General features: G+C 70.6%; 14 protein-coding genes. 4 read left to right on the top strand and 10 right to left on the bottom strand.

All coding sequences use genetic code 11. The features are described from left to right. Nucleotides 1-252 precede the first annotated feature (252 nt). The 9 genes from ACYVDG_RS10295 to ACYVDG_RS10255 all read right to left on the bottom strand — a co-directional run bounded on the left by ACYVDG_RS10295 (nt 253) and on the right by ACYVDG_RS10255 (nt 11461). Nucleotides 253-1104 carry an NAD-dependent protein deacetylase gene (locus ACYVDG_RS10295; RefSeq protein WP_460748804.1) on the bottom strand — a complete coding sequence of 284 codons (852 nt, stop codon included), beginning with the start codon at nt 1102-1104 and terminating at the stop codon, nt 253-255. Nucleotides 1105-1171: 67 nt separating this feature from the next. Continuing rightward, nucleotides 1172-1852, bottom strand: a complete 681-nt coding sequence (locus tag ACYVDG_RS10290; RefSeq protein ID WP_460748926.1) for a PIG-L deacetylase family protein — start codon at nt 1850-1852, stop codon at nt 1172-1174. 137 nt (nt 1853-1989) lie between these two features. Then, nucleotides 1990-2637, bottom strand: a complete 648-nt coding sequence (locus tag ACYVDG_RS10285; RefSeq protein WP_460748802.1) for an HAD family hydrolase — start codon at nt 2635-2637, stop codon at nt 1990-1992. A 44-nt stretch (nt 2638-2681) separates the two neighbouring features. After that, nucleotides 2682-3485: an SAM-dependent methyltransferase gene (locus tag ACYVDG_RS10280; RefSeq protein ID WP_460748799.1), complete on the bottom strand. Its 804-nt coding sequence runs from the start codon at nt 3483-3485 to the stop codon at nt 2682-2684. 176 nt (nt 3486-3661) lie between these two features. Further along, nucleotides 3662-7036 (bottom strand): pyruvate carboxylase, encoded by a 3375-nt coding sequence (locus ACYVDG_RS10275; RefSeq protein ID WP_460748796.1) that lies wholly within the window; start codon nt 7034-7036, stop codon nt 3662-3664. Nucleotides 7037-7307: 271 nt separating this feature from the next. Next, nucleotides 7308-7652, bottom strand: coding sequence for a DUF3140 domain-containing protein (locus ACYVDG_RS10270; RefSeq protein WP_460748794.1), 345 nt, complete (start codon nt 7650-7652; stop codon nt 7308-7310). 282 nt (nt 7653-7934) lie between these two features. Continuing rightward, nucleotides 7935-8057: a hypothetical protein gene (locus tag ACYVDG_RS10265; protein WP_460748792.1), complete on the bottom strand. Its 123-nt coding sequence runs from the start codon at nt 8055-8057 to the stop codon at nt 7935-7937. A 73-nt stretch (nt 8058-8130) separates the two neighbouring features. Then, nucleotides 8131-9768, bottom strand: a complete 1638-nt coding sequence (locus ACYVDG_RS10260) for a flavin-containing monooxygenase (protein WP_460748790.1) — start codon at nt 9766-9768, stop codon at nt 8131-8133. After that, nucleotides 9737-11461 (bottom strand): BCCT family transporter, encoded by a 1725-nt coding sequence (locus ACYVDG_RS10255; protein WP_460748787.1) that lies wholly within the window; start codon nt 11459-11461, stop codon nt 9737-9739. Before ACYVDG_RS10255 ends, ACYVDG_RS10260 begins: the two co-directional genes overlap by 32 nt. 211 nt (nt 11462-11672) lie before the next feature. Here ACYVDG_RS10255 and ACYVDG_RS10250 point away from each other — a divergent pair, with 211 nt between their 5' ends. The 4 genes from ACYVDG_RS10250 (at nt 11673) to ACYVDG_RS10235 (ending at nt 15113) form a co-directional block, all read left to right on the top strand. Beyond that, the gene (locus tag ACYVDG_RS10250; protein ID WP_460748785.1) at nt 11673-12554 is read left to right on the top strand and encodes a TetR family transcriptional regulator C-terminal domain-containing protein; all 882 of its coding nucleotides are present in this window, start codon (nt 11673-11675) and stop codon (nt 12552-12554) included. Between the two features lie 131 nt (nt 12555-12685). Continuing rightward, nucleotides 12686-13591: a beta-keto acid cleavage family enzyme gene (locus ACYVDG_RS10245; protein WP_460748783.1), complete on the top strand. Its 906-nt coding sequence runs from the start codon at nt 12686-12688 to the stop codon at nt 13589-13591. 77 nt (nt 13592-13668) lie between these two features. Next, nucleotides 13669-14667 (top strand): 3-hydroxyacyl-CoA dehydrogenase NAD-binding domain-containing protein, encoded by a 999-nt coding sequence (locus ACYVDG_RS10240; protein ID WP_460748781.1) that lies wholly within the window; start codon nt 13669-13671, stop codon nt 14665-14667. Beyond that, entirely contained in the window at nt 14664-15113 is a 450-nt protein-coding gene (locus tag ACYVDG_RS10235) for a thioesterase family protein (protein WP_460748778.1), read from the top strand. Before ACYVDG_RS10240 ends, ACYVDG_RS10235 begins: the two co-directional genes overlap by 4 nt. A 311-nt stretch (nt 15114-15424) precedes the next feature. Here the strand turns inward: ACYVDG_RS10235 and ACYVDG_RS10230 are convergent, their stop codons facing one another. Next, nucleotides 15425-15862, bottom strand: coding sequence for a hypothetical protein (locus ACYVDG_RS10230; protein ID WP_460748776.1), 438 nt, complete (start codon nt 15860-15862; stop codon nt 15425-15427). Nucleotides 15863-16055 lie beyond the last annotated feature (193 nt).

Below are 16055 nucleotides of genomic sequence, written 5' to 3'. Positions count from 1 at the left end.
CTCCGTGTGCGCCGTGGGCCGTGGTTCCTTCCCTCCCGGTTCCCTCTGGGTATCGGGCCGGTTCGGATCGAGAGGGTCTCTCCGAGCATCCCCTGAGCCGACCGCCGTCGGGAGACAACGCGCCGCAGGGGAGCAAGGGGTCCGGCGGGGGGCCGTTGCCGGTAACTGTACCGTCCGGTTGGTACACAAGTATCGGCTGGGCGGGTGAAGGGCGTCACAGGGGCAGCCAATGCAGGGCTGTCGGCTACCGGCTCAGGGGGCGGTTCGGTAGGACTCCGCGAACGCGCGCAGAACCTGGGTACAACCGTGGTCAACCGTCAGCGCCGCCGTCTCATCCATCCGTGTGGCGCCGCGGTTGAGGATCACCACGGGTTTGCCCTGGTTGGCCGCGTGCTTGACGAACCTCCGGCCGGAGAAGACCGTGAGGGACGACCCCACCACCAGGAGGCCCGCCGCCGCGTCGACCATGTCGTAGCACTCCAACACCCGGGGCTTGGGCACGTTCTCGCCGAAGTAGACGATGTCCGGCTTAAGGACCCCACCGCAGGAGGAACAATCGGCCACCCGGAAGTCCGCGGTCGAGGCCAGGACGGCGTCGGCGTCCGGGGCGACCTCCACGTCGGCCACGCGGGCGGCGAAGCCGGGGTTGAGTTCGGTGAGGCGTACCGCCAACTCCTCGCGGCCGGTCACCGAACGGCAGCCCAGGCAGATCACCCGGTCGTAGCGGCCGTGCAGGTCGACGACCTGGCGGCTGCCCGCGGCGTCGTGCAGGGTGTCGACGTTCTGGGTGATGACGCCGGAGAGGACACCGGCGCGCTCGAGGTCGGCGAGGGCTTGGTGGCCGTCGTTGGGCCGGGTGCCCTCCATGTGGCGCCAGCCGACGTGGTTGCGGGCCCAGTAATGGCGCCGGAAGGCGGGGTCGCCGACGAACTCCTGGTAGGTCATGGGTTTGCGCGGCGGCGAGTCCGGGCCCCGGTAGTCGGGGATCCCCGAGTCCGTCGAGATGCCGGCCCCGGTCAGCGCGAGCACCGGACCCGTGCCGAGGACCTCGCGGACCCGGGCGGCGGCTTCGCCGGGCCTGTGGGCGTCGAGCGTGTTCCTCACGGTTCGAGGATATGCGGGCGCCGCCCGCCCCTCCCACCCGGAACCCGCCACTGGGGACCTGCCCGAGTCAGCCGGTCTGGACGACCTGGAAGACCTCGGCCAGGTGCCCTGCGGGGAACCCGGCTTCGGCGCCGTTGGCGGCCATCCACTGGCGCAGCATGGGTTCGAGCTCGGTGATGTCGCCGATCTGGCTCTCGTGCGCGGCCAGCGCCGCCACCTTGCGGTCGAAGACGGCGGTGATGTCCGTGTAGCGGTTGGGTTTCGGGCCTCCGACGACCCACACCTCGGGGACGGTCCACGCCTTCAGCCCCTCCTCCGCGAGCAGCTCACGGTGCGCGTGCGGGTTGCGCGCGTCCGGGAAGACCGCGTTGATCGACGCCTCCCCGGCGGCCAGGTGGTCCGGGTGGCTGGCGGCGATACTGTCCCAGTTCCGTTCAGGGCTGGGGGCGATCAGCCGCTGCGGCTGAACCTGCCGGATGACCCGGGAGATGTCGCGGCGCAGGTCCAGGGAGGCGAGCACCCGGCCGTCCGGGTACCCGAGGAAGCGCACGTCCTTGACCCCGACCTCGGCCGCCGCCTGGCGCTGCTCCTTGCGGCGCATCGCGGCGATCTCCGAGCTGTCCAGGGTGAGCTCGTCCCCGCCCGCGTCGCCGTCGGTGACCATCAGGTAGGTCACCTCCGCTCCGGCCTCGGCCCACAGCGCCACGGTTCCCGCACAGGAGAAGTCGGCGTCGTCGGGGTGGGCCATCACGACCAGGGCGCGTTCGGGTACGTCGTCAGCCACCGGGGGCTCCTTCCGTCACGGGTGTTCCCGCGTGTTCGAGGTCGCCCCCATCGTATGGAGGCCCGATCCCTCCCCGGCCCGGCCGGTCAGGCCGGAACCGGTCAGCTCAGGAGGAAAGAGAAGGCCCATCGCACGTCGGTAACCGTGTGGTCGGGCCCGGGCAGACCCTCGGGCCAGGGACTGCCTCGGTCGACCCAGACGGTGCCCAACCCGGCCCTTCGGCCCCCGACTACGTCCGCGGCAGGGCTGTCGCCGACCATCCACCCGCCGTCCTCGAGCGCCGAGCCGCACCGCTCGGCCGCGATCTCGAACAGGCGCCGGTCCGGCTTCCGGACGTCCTCCGCCCCCGAGACCGCCCAGGCGTCCACGCGCTCGGCGACGCCGCTGTGCCTGAGGGTTCGGTGCTGGACGTCGGCGAAACCGTTGCTGACCACACCGATCCGCCACCCCTCCTCCCGCAGTGCGCCGAGCCCTGTCAGAGCCCCGGGGAGGGGAGGAATCAGGGCCGGGTGGCGCTCCCGGTAGCGCGCCCACAGCTCCGGCACGGTGTCGGCCAACGCGTAGCGCTCCCGGACCCGGGAGAAGAACTCCTCCTTGGGTACGAGTCCGTCGCCGTCGGCCCGTTCGATCCACCGGACCTCCTCGCTGGTGATCCCGTGTTCGGCGCAGAACTCCGCCGCCCAGGCCCAGAGCCCCGCGGCGCGGTCGACGAGTGTGTTGTCGAGGTCGAAGAGCGCGAGTGAGGTCACGCCCCGAGCCTAGGGTGCCCTCAGCCCATGCTGAGGCCGCGGGGTCAGGGTTTGCGGGCCACCCCGCCGTACATGTCGGTGTCCGGGGCCTGACCGATCTCCAGGGGCGCGGGGCGCCACAGGGGAGCGGGGCCCACTCCCGGGTCCAGAAGCTCCAAGCCGTCGAAGTAGGAGGTGAACTCGTCCGCGGTGTGGCCGCGGTAGGCCAGGGCGGCTTCCCGGTTCCACTCGTCCAGGGCCTCGGCGGCGCTGTCGTCGTCGGGCAGGACGGCGTCGGCTACGACCAGGAAGCTTCCGGACGGCAGGGCGGCCGTGTACGCGCGGACGATGTCCAAGGCCTCCTGCTGCGTGGGGATGTGCCCGAGCGTGCCGATGATCGACAGGCCCACGGGCCGGTCGAGGTCGAGCAGCTCACCGGCCCTGGCCAGGACCTGGTCCGTGTCGCGCAGGTCGGCGTCGACGAATGCGGTGGCGCCTTCTTCGGTGCCGGTGAGCAGGGCGCGCGCGTGGGCGAGCACCATGGGGTCGTTGTCGACGTAGACGACGCGGGACTCGGGCGCGGTGGCTTGGGCGATCTCGTGGGTGTTCTGGTGGGTGGGCAGCCCGGTTCCGATGTCGAGGAACTGGCGCACTCCCTCTTCCTCGGCCAGGTGGGTGATGGTGCGCACGAGGAAGGACCTGCCCGCGCGGGCGTCCACGGCGATCTTCGGGTGGATGCCCAGGATCTGCTCGCCGAGCTCGCGGTCGACGCGGTAGTTGTCCTTGCCGCCGAGCCAGAAATTCCACACCCGGGCGGAGTGCGGGGCGGAGGTGTCCACGCCTTCGGCGGGGACGGGGGCGTCGGTCATCGGGGGGTCCGATCCGCTGGGAGACAATGCGGGACCAGTCTGGCCCAGTCCCGCCGTCTTCGGAAGCCCGAGCCCGTCCGGAAACGCCTGCCCCGCCGGGTTTTCGGGCCCCTCCAGCGCGGAGCCCTCCCGGGCGGCCGCCGTCCTCGACGGCCGCCCGGGGCAGGAGCGCTTGGTCAGCGCAGGTGGACGATCAGGTCGCCGCCCTCCACGCGCTGGACGCCGCCGACGGCCACGCGGCCGACCACGCCGCCCTGGGAGGTGGTGATCGAGGCCTCCATCTTCATCGCCTCGATGGTGGCGACGGTGTCGCCCGCCTTCACCTCGTCGCCCTCACCGACGGTCAGGGTGACCACCCCGGCGAAGGGCGCCGCGACCTGTGCGGGGTCGTCGCGGTTGGCCTTCTCCGCCTCCTGCACGTTGGAGGTCAGGGCCCGGTCCCGGATGTGCAGCGGACGGAGCTGGTCGTTGAGGGTGGTCATGACGGTGCGCATCCCGCGGTCGTCGGGCTCGCTCACCGCTTGGAGGCTGATCAGCAGGCGCACGCCGGGCTCCAGGTCCACGACGTGCTCCTCGCCCTCACGCAGGCCGTAGAAGAAGTCCTTGCTGTCCAGCACGCTGGTGTCGCCGTAGGCGGCGCGGTGCGACTCGAACTCCTTCGTGGGGCCCTCGAAGAGCAGCCGGTTCAGGGTGGCGCGCGGCTCCTCGTTCAGCCCGGCGCGGTCCACCGACGTGAGCTGGGTGGTCGCCCGCGCCTCGCCGCGCCCGCGCAGCGCCTTGGTGCGGAACGGCTCGGGCCACTCGCCCGGGGGCACGCCCAGCTCGCCGCGCAGGAAGCCCACCACGGAGTCGGGTACGTCGAACCGGTCCGGGTCCTGCTCGAACTCCTCGGGGGAGACTCCGGCGCCCACCAGGTGCAGGGCGAGGTCACCCACCACCTTGGAGGACGGGGTCACCTTGACCAGGCGGCCCAGCATGCGGTCGGCCGCCGCGTACATCGCCTCGATGTCCTCGAAGCGGTCTCCCAGGCCCAGGGCGATGGCCTGCGTGCGCAGGTTGGACAGCTGTCCGCCGGGGATCTCGTGGTGGTAGACGCGGCCGGTGGGCGACGCCAGGCCCGCCTCGAACGGCGCGTAGACGCGGCGCACCGCCTCCCAGTAGGGCTCCAGCTCGTTCACGGCGTCCAACGACAGCCCGGTGGGTGTCGCGGAGTAGTCGAAGGCGGCCACGATCGCCGACAGCGACGGCTGCGAGGTGGTGCCCGCCAGCGAGGCCACGGCGCCGTCCACGGCGTCCGCGCCCGCGTTCACCGCCGCGAGGTAGGTGGCCAGCTGGCCACCGGGGGTGTCGTGCGTGTGCACGTGGACGGGCAGGTCGAACTCGCTCCGCAGGGCGGTCACCAAGCGGGCCGCGGCCGGGGCGCGCAGCAGACCGGCCATGTCCTTGATCGCGAGCACGTGCGCCCCGGACTCCACGATCCGCTCGGCCAGCTTCAGGTAGTAGTCCAGCGTGTAGAGCTCCTCGGACGGGTCGGACAGGTCCGAGGTGTAGCAGAGCGCCACCTCGGCGACCCCGGTACCGGTCTCGCGGACCGCCTCGATCGCCGGGCGCATCTGCTCGACGTCGTTGAGGGCGTCGAAGATCCGGAAGATGTCCACCCCGGTCTCGGCGGCCTCACGCACGAACGCGTTGGTGACCTCGGTGGGGTAGGGCGTGTACCCGACCGTGTTGCGGCCGCGCAGCAGCATCTGCAGGGCGACGTTGGGCACGGCTTCGCGCAGTGCCGCCAGCCGCTCCCAGGGGTCCTCGGAGAGGAACCGCAGGGCGACGTCGTAGGTCGCGCCGCCCCAGCACTCCAGGGAGAGGAGTTCGGGCAGGGTGTGGGCGACGGCCGGTGCGGCGGCCAGCAGGTCCTGGGTGCGCACCCGGGTGGCCAGCAGCGACTGGTGGGCGTCCCGGAAGGTGGTGTCGGTGACCCCTAGGGTCTCCGACTCACGCATCCAGCGCGCGAACCCCTCGGGTCCCAGTTCGGTCAGGCGCTGCTTCGACCCGGCGGGAGGGGCGCCCTCGGCCACCGCGGGAAGCTTCGACCTCGGCTCCACCAGGTGCGGGCGCTCTCCGTGCGGCTTGTTCACCGTCACGTCGGCCAGGTAGGTGAGCAGGCGGGTGCCCCGGTCCGCGGAGGGGCGCGCGGTCAGCAGCTGGGGGCGCTCCTCGATGAACGAGGTGGTGACCCGGCCGGCACGGAAGTCCTCGTCCTCCAGGACCGCCTGCAGGAAGGGGATGTTCGTGGAGATACCGCGGATACGGAACTCGGCCACCGCGCGCTGGGCCCGGCTGACCGCCGTGGCGAAGTCGCGGCCCCGGCAGGTGAGCTTCACCAGCAGGGAGTCGAAGTAGGCGCTGACGTCCGAACCGGCGGCAGCGGTGCCGCCGTCCAGGCGGATACCCGATCCGCCGGGGGAGCGGTAGGCGCTGATCGTCCCGGTGTCGGGCCGGAAGCCGTTGGCCGGGTCCTCCGTGGTGATGCGGCATTGCAGGGCGGCGCCGTGCACGACGATGTCGTCCTGGCCCAGGCCCAGGTCGGCGAGGGTCTCACCGGAGGCGATGCGGATCTGCGACTGCACCAGGTCGACGTCGGTGACCTCCTCGGTCACCGTGTGCTCCACCTGGATGCGCGGGTTCAGCTCGATGAAGACGTGCTGCCCGTCCCGGCCCACGAGGAACTCCACCGTGCCCGCGTTGCGGTAGCCGAGCTCCTGGGCCAGGCGCACCGCGTCCTGGCAGATGCGCTCGCGCAGCTCCGGGTCGAGGTTGGGCGCCGGGGCGAGCTCCACGACCTTCTGGTGGCGGCGCTGCACGGAGCAGTCGCGCTCGTACAGGTGGATGACGCCGCCTTGGCCGTCGGCGAGGATCTGCACCTCGATGTGGCGGGGGTCGACCACGGCGCGCTCCAGGAACACCGTGGGGTCGCCGAAGGCGGTCTCGGCCTCGCGCATGGCCGCCTCGACCGACTCCCGCAGCGCGCCCGCGGAGTTCACGCGGCGCATGCCCCGCCCGCCGCCACCGGCCACGGCCTTGACGAACAGCGGGAAGCCGATCTCCTCGGCCGTGGCGAGCAGCCCCTCGACGTCGGTGGAGGGTTCGGAGGACTCCAGGACCGGGATGCCCGCGCGCTTGGCGGCGGCGATGGCGGTCGCCTTGTTGCCGGTCAGCTCCAGCACCTCGGCGGGTGGACCGACGAAGGTGATGCCCGCCTCAGCGCAGGCCCGGGCGAGGTCGGGGTTCTCGGAGAGGAAGCCGTAACCGGGGTAGACGGCGTCCGCGCCCGCCTCCCGCGCGGCGCGGACGACCTCGTCGACCGAGAGGTAGGCACGGACCGGGTGCCCCGGTTCGCCGATCTGGTAAGCCTCGTCGGCCTTGAGCCGGTGCAGCGAGCTGCGGTCCTCGTGGGGGAAGACCGCTACGGTCCGCGCGCCGAGCTCGTGTCCGGCGCGCAACGCGCGGATGGCGATCTCACCGCGGTTGGCCACCAGTATCTTCTCGAACATGCCGGATGCCTCCTGGACTCCGTGGTGCGGTATGGGCAGGGACCGGCGCCGTTGCCGGTGGCCGTGCCGGGTCCGGCACCGGTTTCACGCAACCGATGCCCTTACTGGGACCACCGGAACCCTAACGAGCCGGACTGGGAGGGGTATCACCTGGGGCGGGGTTCCGGTTCCGCTGATCCCTGGCGGAGGCGGCGTGTCCGTCGGGCGCGTTCGGCCGGTTGCCGTACACACGCCGACCGGCCGGAGTACCTCCGACCGGTCGGCCGCGCACTCAGGTGTCGTCGGGGCCCGAGTCGGGTTGGAGCGGGTCGTGTCCCACCCGCATGAGCCGCCTGCGCCACCGGTCGTCCTCCGGGCGGGGCCGACTCAGCTCTCCGCGGACGAACGCGGCCACACGCTCCATCAGGTCGACGTCGTCCGTCGTCACGTCCGTCCGACGCTTGCCCAGGATCTCGACGATCCGCTCCCCCTGGCCGTCGACCCCGCTGTCGGCGGGGAAGGCGTCCTCCCCCGAAGCGTCGGTGAGCAGCCAGTGTCTCAGCTCCTCTCCACTCATGTTCACGGCGGAGTGGAACTCCTCCCAGGCCTCATCGGTTCGCTGATCGTTCGTCGCCATCAGCTGACTCCCCTCCTTGAACGGAACCTGTTCCGCACGGGCACGGCCAGTGCCGCGGGCACCGCCGCGGCTACCGTCCCGAGGTACAACTCCCTTCTCCGTTCGTTCAACCAGCTCTGCACGCTCCATGAGCGCGATTCGTCGTCGAACTTCGCCCCGGGCCAGCAGTGCCATGGCTTCCGCCCGGTTGGCGAACTGCCGCGCGATAGTGCGCCCCACCCCCGCGCTCGCACCCGAAACCGCGGCCACACCACGCCAAGGGCGGAGCCGCGCCGGCACGTGTCAGCTGACGATCTCGCCGTGTGCGAGCGTGTCCGCCTTCTCGCGTGACGACATGCGGTCCCCCGCAACCGGATTGTGTACGCAGAGTGTGGTGACCACCACTACCCCGTCGGTGGTGTCCACAATCCGGCAGTACTCGGGCGCGGACCGGCATCAGTCTGGATCGCACCGGTTCGCGGGATTTTCAGGCTTTTCGTCACTTTCGCGTTGTGTGCGCGAAGCCCCGGTACCCTTCGGCGGCGATCTGGTCGCACTGCTGCCGGTACAGGTCCAGGCCGCCCGCGTAGGGCATGAACACCCGGGGCTTGCCGTCGACGTTGGCTCCCATGTACCAGGACCCCGCCCGCGGGTAGAGGGTGTACGACGCGATCTCGGCGACGTGCTCCACCCAGGCCTCCTGAGCCTCCTCCTCGGCCTCGGCCGCGGCGATCCCGGAGCGTTCCAGGTGGGCGATGTAGTTGGTGATCCACTCGACGTGCTGCTCGATGCTGGCCACCATGTTGGTGAGGACCGAGGGGCTGCCCGGGCCGGTGACCGTGAACAGGTTCGGGAAGCCGGACACCGCCACACCCAGGTAGGTGCGCGGGCCCGACCGCCACGCCTGCCCGATCGTCCTCCCGCCGATTCCGCGCAGGTCGATGCGGGTGTAGGGGCCGGTCATCGCGTCGAAACCGGTAGCGAGGACGATCACGTCGAACTCGTGGTCCGTGCCGCCGACCCGCACGCCGGTGGGGGTGACCCGCTCGATCGGGGTGTCCCGGACGGACACGACGCTGACGTTGTCCCGGTTGAGTGTTTCGTAGTAGCCGCTGTCCAAGCAGATGCGCTTGGTGCCGATCGGATAGTCGGCGGGAGCCACCAGCGCGGCGGTGCCGGGGTCGTGCACGGTCGCCCGGATGCGCTCGCGCACGTACTCCGCGGCGGCTTCGTTGGCCGACCCCTCGGTGAGCAGGTCCTCGAACGCGTTGAGGAAACCCAGGCCGCCTTCGCGCCACCGGCGGTCCAGCTCGGCGGTGCGCTGGGCCCCGGTCAGGTCGGCGGCCGGTCCGGGCGGCGGGGCCACCACCATCCCGGCGGCGGTGTCCCGGGCCTGGGCGCGCAGTTCGGGATAGCGGGCCCGGACACCGTCGAACTCCGCCTCGGAGAGGGGGCGGTTGCGCGCGGGGACGGCGAAGTGCGGGGTGCGCTGGAAGACGGTCAGGTGTTCCGCGTGGCGGGCGATCTCGGGCACGGCCTGGATGCCGGAGGAGCCGGTACCCACCACCGCCACCCGCCGACCGGTCAGCTCGACCCCTTCGTGCGGCCAGCGGGCGGTGTGGTGGACTTCGCCGCGGAAGTCCCCGAGCCCTTCGAGGTGCGGTGCCTGCGCCGCGGACAGACAGCCCACGGCGGTGATCAGGTACCGCGTCCGGAAACGCTGTCCGGTGTCGGTGGCCAGGAGCCACAGGCACCGGTCCTCGTCGTAGTGTGCCTCGGTGACCCGCGTCCCGAAGGTGATGCTCCTGCGCAGGTCGAGGCGGTCCGCGACGTGGTCGGCGTAGGCCAGGAGCTCGGGCTGGGCGGCGTAGCGCTCGCTCCAGACCCACTCCTGCTGGAGGTCCTCGTCGAAGGAGTACGAGTAGTAGACCGACTCCGCGTCGCACCGGGCGCCCGGGTAGCGGTTCCAGTACCAGGTGCCGCCGACCCCTGCCCCGGCCTCGAACGCGTGGGCGTTCAGGCCGAGGCGGTCGCGCAGGCGGTGGAGCGCGTACATGCCGCCGAAACCGGCTCCGATGACGACGGCGTCCACAGGGGCCGGTCCGTCACTGTTCGCTTGCGTGTGGTGAGTGCTCAACGGCAGGGGTCCCTTCCGGGCGCGCCGGGGAGGCGGAGTGCGGTGGTGCGGCGCCACCGTATCCGCGGGGATCCCCGGCAGGCTCGGCGGGGCCGCTCCTGCGCGCGTGGCCGTCCAGGACGGGAGCGCTTGCGTCCGGGCCGCTCGCGTGGTCGCGGCCGAGGTCGTGCTCGCGGAGCCAGCGTACGAGGGAGACCGCGACCAGGCTCAGGACGGCGATCAGCGGGAACGCGGTCACGACCGACAGGGTCTGCAATGCGTCCGTACCTCCGGCGGACATCACCGAGACCGACACCGCTGCCAGGACGACGGCCCACAGCACACGGGTGGGCCGAGCGGGCTCGACCTCGTTGGGCAGGTCGCGGGAGGTGGCCGCGCCCATGATGTAGGACGCCGAGTCCAGGGTCGTGGCCAGGAAGATCAGTAGCAGAAGCAGGAAGAGCGGGGTGATGATCCAGCTGAGCGGGAACGCTTCCAGCGTGGCGAAGATGGCCGGTACCGCTCCCTCGGCTTCCAGGGTGTCCACGATGGCCGCGTCGCCGCGCAGTTCGAAGGCCATGCCGGAGTTGCCGAGCAGCGCGAACGAGAGCCAGCAGCCAAGGCTTCCGAACCCGCACATGCCGATGATGATCTGGCGGACGGTGCGGCCCTTGGAGATCTTTGCGCAGAACATGCCGACGAACGGTCCGTAGGAGATCCACCAGCCCCAGTAGAAGATGGTCCAGATCTCCTGGAAGCCCGACCCTCCGACGGGATCCGTGTAGGTGCTCATCCGCACGATGTTCTGGGCGAGCATGCCGACGCTGTTGGTGAAGGTGTCGAGGACGAAGACCGCCGGGCCCACCGCGATGACCAGGACACCCAGGGTGGCGGCCAGGTACAGGTTGAGGTTGGCGAGGCGCTTCAGGCCCTTGTGCAGGCCGAGGAAGACGCTTCCGGCGAACAGCAGGGTCCACAGGCCGATGACGACGGTGTTGAGCACGGCCCCCGGTTCGACCCCGAGCATGCGGGACGCGCCTTCGGCGATGGTGGGCACGGCCAGGGCCAGGGAGGTGCCTGCGGCACCGATCATCCCGATGATGAAGAAGACGTCGATCAGCCGTCCGGGCCAGCGGTCGACGCGGTCGCCGAGTACGCCGCGGCAGGCCTCGCTGAGCCGCAGTCGGCGGATCTTGCGCACGTGGTATGCGTAGGCGAGGGCGAGGGTCGGGACGCAGAAGACGGCCCAGGCGGTCGGGCCCCAGTGGAAGAGGGGGTAGGTCGCCGACCATTCGGCGGCCTCGGTTCCACGCGGTTCGAGCTGGTAAGGGGGGTCCACGTGGTAGTGCGCCCACTCGATGATCCCCCAGTACATGAGGCCGCCGCCGATCGCGGCGGTGAAGATCATCGCGAGCCAGGTGGGGGTGGAGAACTCGGGGCGGTCGTCGGGGCTGCCCATCCTGATGCTGCCGTACCTGCTGAAGGCCAGCCAGACGAGCAGGACGGCGAGGCCGGCGACGAACCACATGTACGACCAGCCGAAGCCGGACTGTAACCAGGACAGGACGCCGTCGAGGAGGCGTTCACCCGTCTGCGGCGCGATCACGAACGGTGCGGTGAAGCCGATCACCATGATCAGCGCGGGCCAGAAGACTTTGTTGTCGATGTTCCAGCGGATGACTCGGGTCACCTCCGGGATAGCGGGCAGGACCATTCAGTTACTACTGCGTTGCGGTTGACTAATCAAACAGTCAGACATCGCATCATTGCGATTTGAGTCCTCGGGGGTGCGCCCGAAATATTCGACTTACCGCTGAAATGAGGGCTTTGGTGCTCCCGGAGAGCGCCAAGAAGGCGCTCTCATAACGAAGTGGCAACCACGGTTGCGTTGCGATAATCGCTATGGCGCTGCTAGGTTCTCAGCCGTGAGCGACACGACCGACGATGTGCGCAGCAGAGCGCGTGAGGCGATCCGCCGATCCGGCTTCTCCCAACGGGAGTTCGCGGACAGGCTCGGCATCGACCCCACCAAACTCTCCAAGTCCCTGACGGGTACCCGGCGTTTCACCGCCCGGGAACTGTCCGGCATGGCCGACGAGACCGGGGTGACGGTCAACTGGCTGCTCAACGGCCAGGACGACGCCGACACGGTCTCGGCGGCACCGCGCGACTCGTCGGCGGTCGCACCGCCCCCGGCCGACCTGGCCGACCGCCCGGGGGCGGTCAAAGAGCACAACAGAAGACTCCAGATCATCGAGGCCGCGTGGACCCTCATCGCCGAGTACGGCTACCACTCGGTCCGCGTCGCGCAGGTGGCCCAGGTGTGCGGGACGTCCAGCGCTACGGTGCACTACCACTTCCCGACCCTGAACCACCTGCTGGTGGAGGCGCTCCGCCACTCGGTGAAGCAGGCCTTCGACCGCCAAGTCGCGGGCCTGTACACCATCGAGGACGCACACGAGCGCCTGCTCGAACTCATCGAACTGCAGCTTCCCGGTTCGGAGCGGCTGCGCCTGGAGTGGTCGATCTGGCTCCAGGTATGGACGGCGGCAGCGCTCAACCCCGAGATGCGGGAGCTGCACGCCGACTCCTACCGCCGCTGGCACGAGACCATCGCCCGCACCCTGCGGGAGGGGCAGGAGAGCGGGCTCTTCGGTGACTTCGACGCCGAGGAGATGACCAAGCGCCTCACCGCCCTCATCGACGGCATGGGCATCCAGGTCATGACCGGGATGCCCGGACGGTCCGTCGGCCACATGCGGGACACGCTGCGCTCGGTCATCGCCAGCGACGTCCTGCGGAACTGAACCCGACCAGAACCGCACCGTTCCGCCCGGACCTTCCCAACCCATACGGACCCGCCCGACCGGCCCCACACGGCCCGGCGGCGATTCCGCCTGCGCCGGGTCCGCAAGCCATACAGAGACGGAGCACCTTCGTGAGCGACACCATGAACTACAAGCCCATCCTTACCTGCGCCCTCACCGGTGCGGGGGACACCGTAGGCCGGAGCGAGCACGTTCCGGTGACCCCTCAGCAGATCGCCGCCGCCGCGGTCGAGGCGGCCGAGGCCGGTGCCAGCGTGGTGCACATCCACGTCCGCGACCCCGAGACGGGTGCCCCCTCGAGGGACAACGCGCTCTACCGGGAGGTCGTCGACCGCATCCGCCAGACCGGCATCGACATCGTCATCAACCTGACCGCCGGGATGGGCGGCGACCTGGTGATCGGGCAGGACGACCCGCTCGCCTACGAGGAGGGCACCGACCTGGTCAACGGGCTGGACCGCCTGCCGCACGTGGAGGAGCTGCTGCCCGACATCTGCACCTTGGACTGCGGCAGCCTGAACTTCGGTGACGGCAGCCAGGTCTACATCTCCACCCCGGACATGCTGCGCGCGGGTGCCAAGCGCATCCAGGAGCTCGGGGTCCGTCCGGAGCTGGAGATCTTCGACACCGGCCAGCTGTGGTTCGCCAAGACCATGCACGCCGAGGGCCTCATCGACGACCCGTCGATGTTCCAGCTGTGCTCGGGCATCCCCTACGGCGCGCCGTCGGACCCGGGTGTCCTGCAGTCGATGGTGAACCTGCTCCCGGCCGGCGCTGAGTGGGCGAGCTTCTCCATCGGCCGCAAGCAGATGCCGTGGGTGGCACAGTCGGTGCTGCTCGGCGGGCACGCCCGGGTCGGTCTGGAGGACAACCTGTATCTCAGCCGCGGGGTGAAGGCCACCAACGGCCAGCTCACCGAGAAGGCGGTCAACATCATCGAGCAGCTCGGCGCCCGGGTGGCCACCCCGGACGAGGCCCGCAGCATGCTCAAGCTGCGCAGCGCCAACGCCGCCTAGCGCACTCCATTCCTGGGCGCGCTCCACACCTGGCGCGCCCCGACACGTACCGCCGACCCCATCACGTGAGGAACACGATGACCGAGAACGCGAGAACCACCCCCGACGCCGTGCGCACGGTCGCCTGCGTCGGAGCGGGTGTCATCGGGGGCGGCTGGGTCGCCCACTTCCTGGCCCGCGGCTACCAGGTGGTCGCCTGGGACCCCGCCCCGAACGCAGAAAGCAAGCTGCGCACTCTGGTCTCCTCCGCCTGGCCCGCCCTGGAGCGCCTGGGCCTGGCCGAGGGCGCGGACACGGCCAATCTTCGGGTCGCGGACACGCTGGCCGAGGCGGTCGCCGACGCCGACTTCGTGCAGGAGAGCGCTCCGGAGCGCCTCGACCTGAAGACCGAGCTGCTGGCCGAGATCGACGCCGCCGCGCCCGAGGGTGTGGTCGTGGGTTCGTCCACCTCCGGTTACAGCATGAGCGAGATGCAGGTGAAGGCGGCCAACCCGGGCCGGCTCGTGGTGGGCCACCCGTTCAACCCGCCCTACCTCGTGCCCCTGGTCGAGGTCGTCGGCGGTGAGCAGAGCGAGCAGTGGGCCGTCGACTGGGCCTCGGACTTCTACCGGGCCGCCGGCAAGTCGGTGATCAGCATGGACCAGGAGCTCCCGGGGTTCATCGGCAACCGCATCCAGGAGGCCGCCTGGCGCGAGGCCCTGCACATGGTCGCCGAGGGTGAGGCGACGGTCGAGCAGATCGACCTGGCGATGACCAGCGGCCCCGGTCTGCGCTGGGCCTTCCACGGGCCCTGCCTGACCTTCCACCTGGCCGGTGGCGAGGGCGGCATGGCGCACATGCTCGACCACTTCGGTCCGTCCCTGAAGGCTCCGTGGACCCGTCTCGAGGCGCCCGAACTCACCACCGAGCTGCGCGACCGCATGGTGGCGGGCACCGACGAGGTCGTGGCCGGGCGCTCCACCGCCGAGCTGATCGCCCAGCGCGACCGCCGCCTGATCGCGGTGACGCGGGCTCTCGAGGAAGTCGAGCGCGAGGAGGCCGCTGAGGCCGCCGAGCGGGAGCGGGGGACCGCGTGAGCGCCACGTTCACCCAGCCCCTGCGGCCCGAGTGGATCGACTACAACGGGCACCTCAGCGAGGCCTACTACGTCCTGGTCTTCGGGTTCGCGACCGACGCCCTCATGGACCGGGTCGGCCTGGACACCGCCTACCGCGAGCGGACCGGCTGTTCGCTGTACACCGTCGAGGCGCACGTGCGGTACCTGAACGAGGTCGGCGCGGACGCCGAGGTCGAGGTCCGCACCCGCGTGGTCGGTCCGGGCCCCGAGAAGTCCGCTGCCAAGAAGGCGCGGATCTGCCACGAGATGCGCGTCGACGGGCAGCTGGTCGCGACCGAGGAGCTCATGGCGCTCCACGTCGACCAGGAGCAGGGCCGGGCGGTGCCCTTCCCCGAGGAGGTAGCCGCGGCCCTCGCTGCTCTCGCCGAACCCGCACCCGACTACGCGGGCCGCTCCATCGGCTAGACGCCGAACCCTCATGGGCCGCTTCCGAACGGAAGACGCTGAGAGCGGCCCTGGGAGAAGTTCCAGCAACGGTCACTGCTGGGAGGCGACGGCGGCTTGCCGTCTGGAGATCTGCGAAACGCGCTGCGGGGAGATCCGCAGGTACCGAGCGATCTCCCGATTGCTCAGCCCGCGTTCCTGGAGCTTGGCGACTGTGCACCCCGCCTTCCGTACCGCCTTCTGCTGGGCTCGCTCGGCCCCGCGCTGTGCCTGCTCGGCCTCGGTGAGACGGCAGCGGCCGCCAACCCCTCCTCCCCTCGGGCCAGTAGGGTTCAAGAGCTCCGGGACGCCTCCCCGTCCTGGGCCTGCCCGCCCTCGGGGCCGACCACGACGGTTTCGGGGGGTTCGCCCACCACGAACCCGAAGAAGACGTGGTCGACCAGCAGTGCTGCGCGCTCATAGGGTCGGGACCGGTGCGCGTGCGCCAGTCCCAGCGCCGGTGCTATGGCGAACTCGAAAAAGCCCCAGGAGAGCAAGCCGTAAACGGGCCCCGAGATGCGCCAACGGCGGACCTTCGCGGGTACCGTTCCGTAGATCGCGCCCGCCGTTGCACCGTATCCCCAGTGCATGAGCTCGATGGCGGCCGACCGCCGGTGCTCCGGCACCGACCGGAGGAGCGTCGGTACGCCCTCCTTCAGGATGGCGTCGGGCGGTGTTCTTTCGATGGCCCCCAGCCCCACGGCGAGCTGGCGCATGCCACTCATCCCCATGGCACCCACCACCCCTCTGGCTGCGCCTCGCACCCATGGCCGACCCCGTTGACTTCTGTTCTTCCCGCTCATCCGTGACACCCCCGCGGTGTTGCATCCGTGCGCGGGGACGTCCTGCCCCGCTCTCTTGGGGGCTACCCGCGATCCGGTGCGCCGAGCAGGACAAGAGGGCACGGACTGTTGTTTGAGGATT

The organism is Nocardiopsis oceani, from assembly GCF_054777395.1.
Note: the sequence above shows the minus strand (reverse complement) of the source record. Positions and strands in the feature narration are given on the sequence as shown.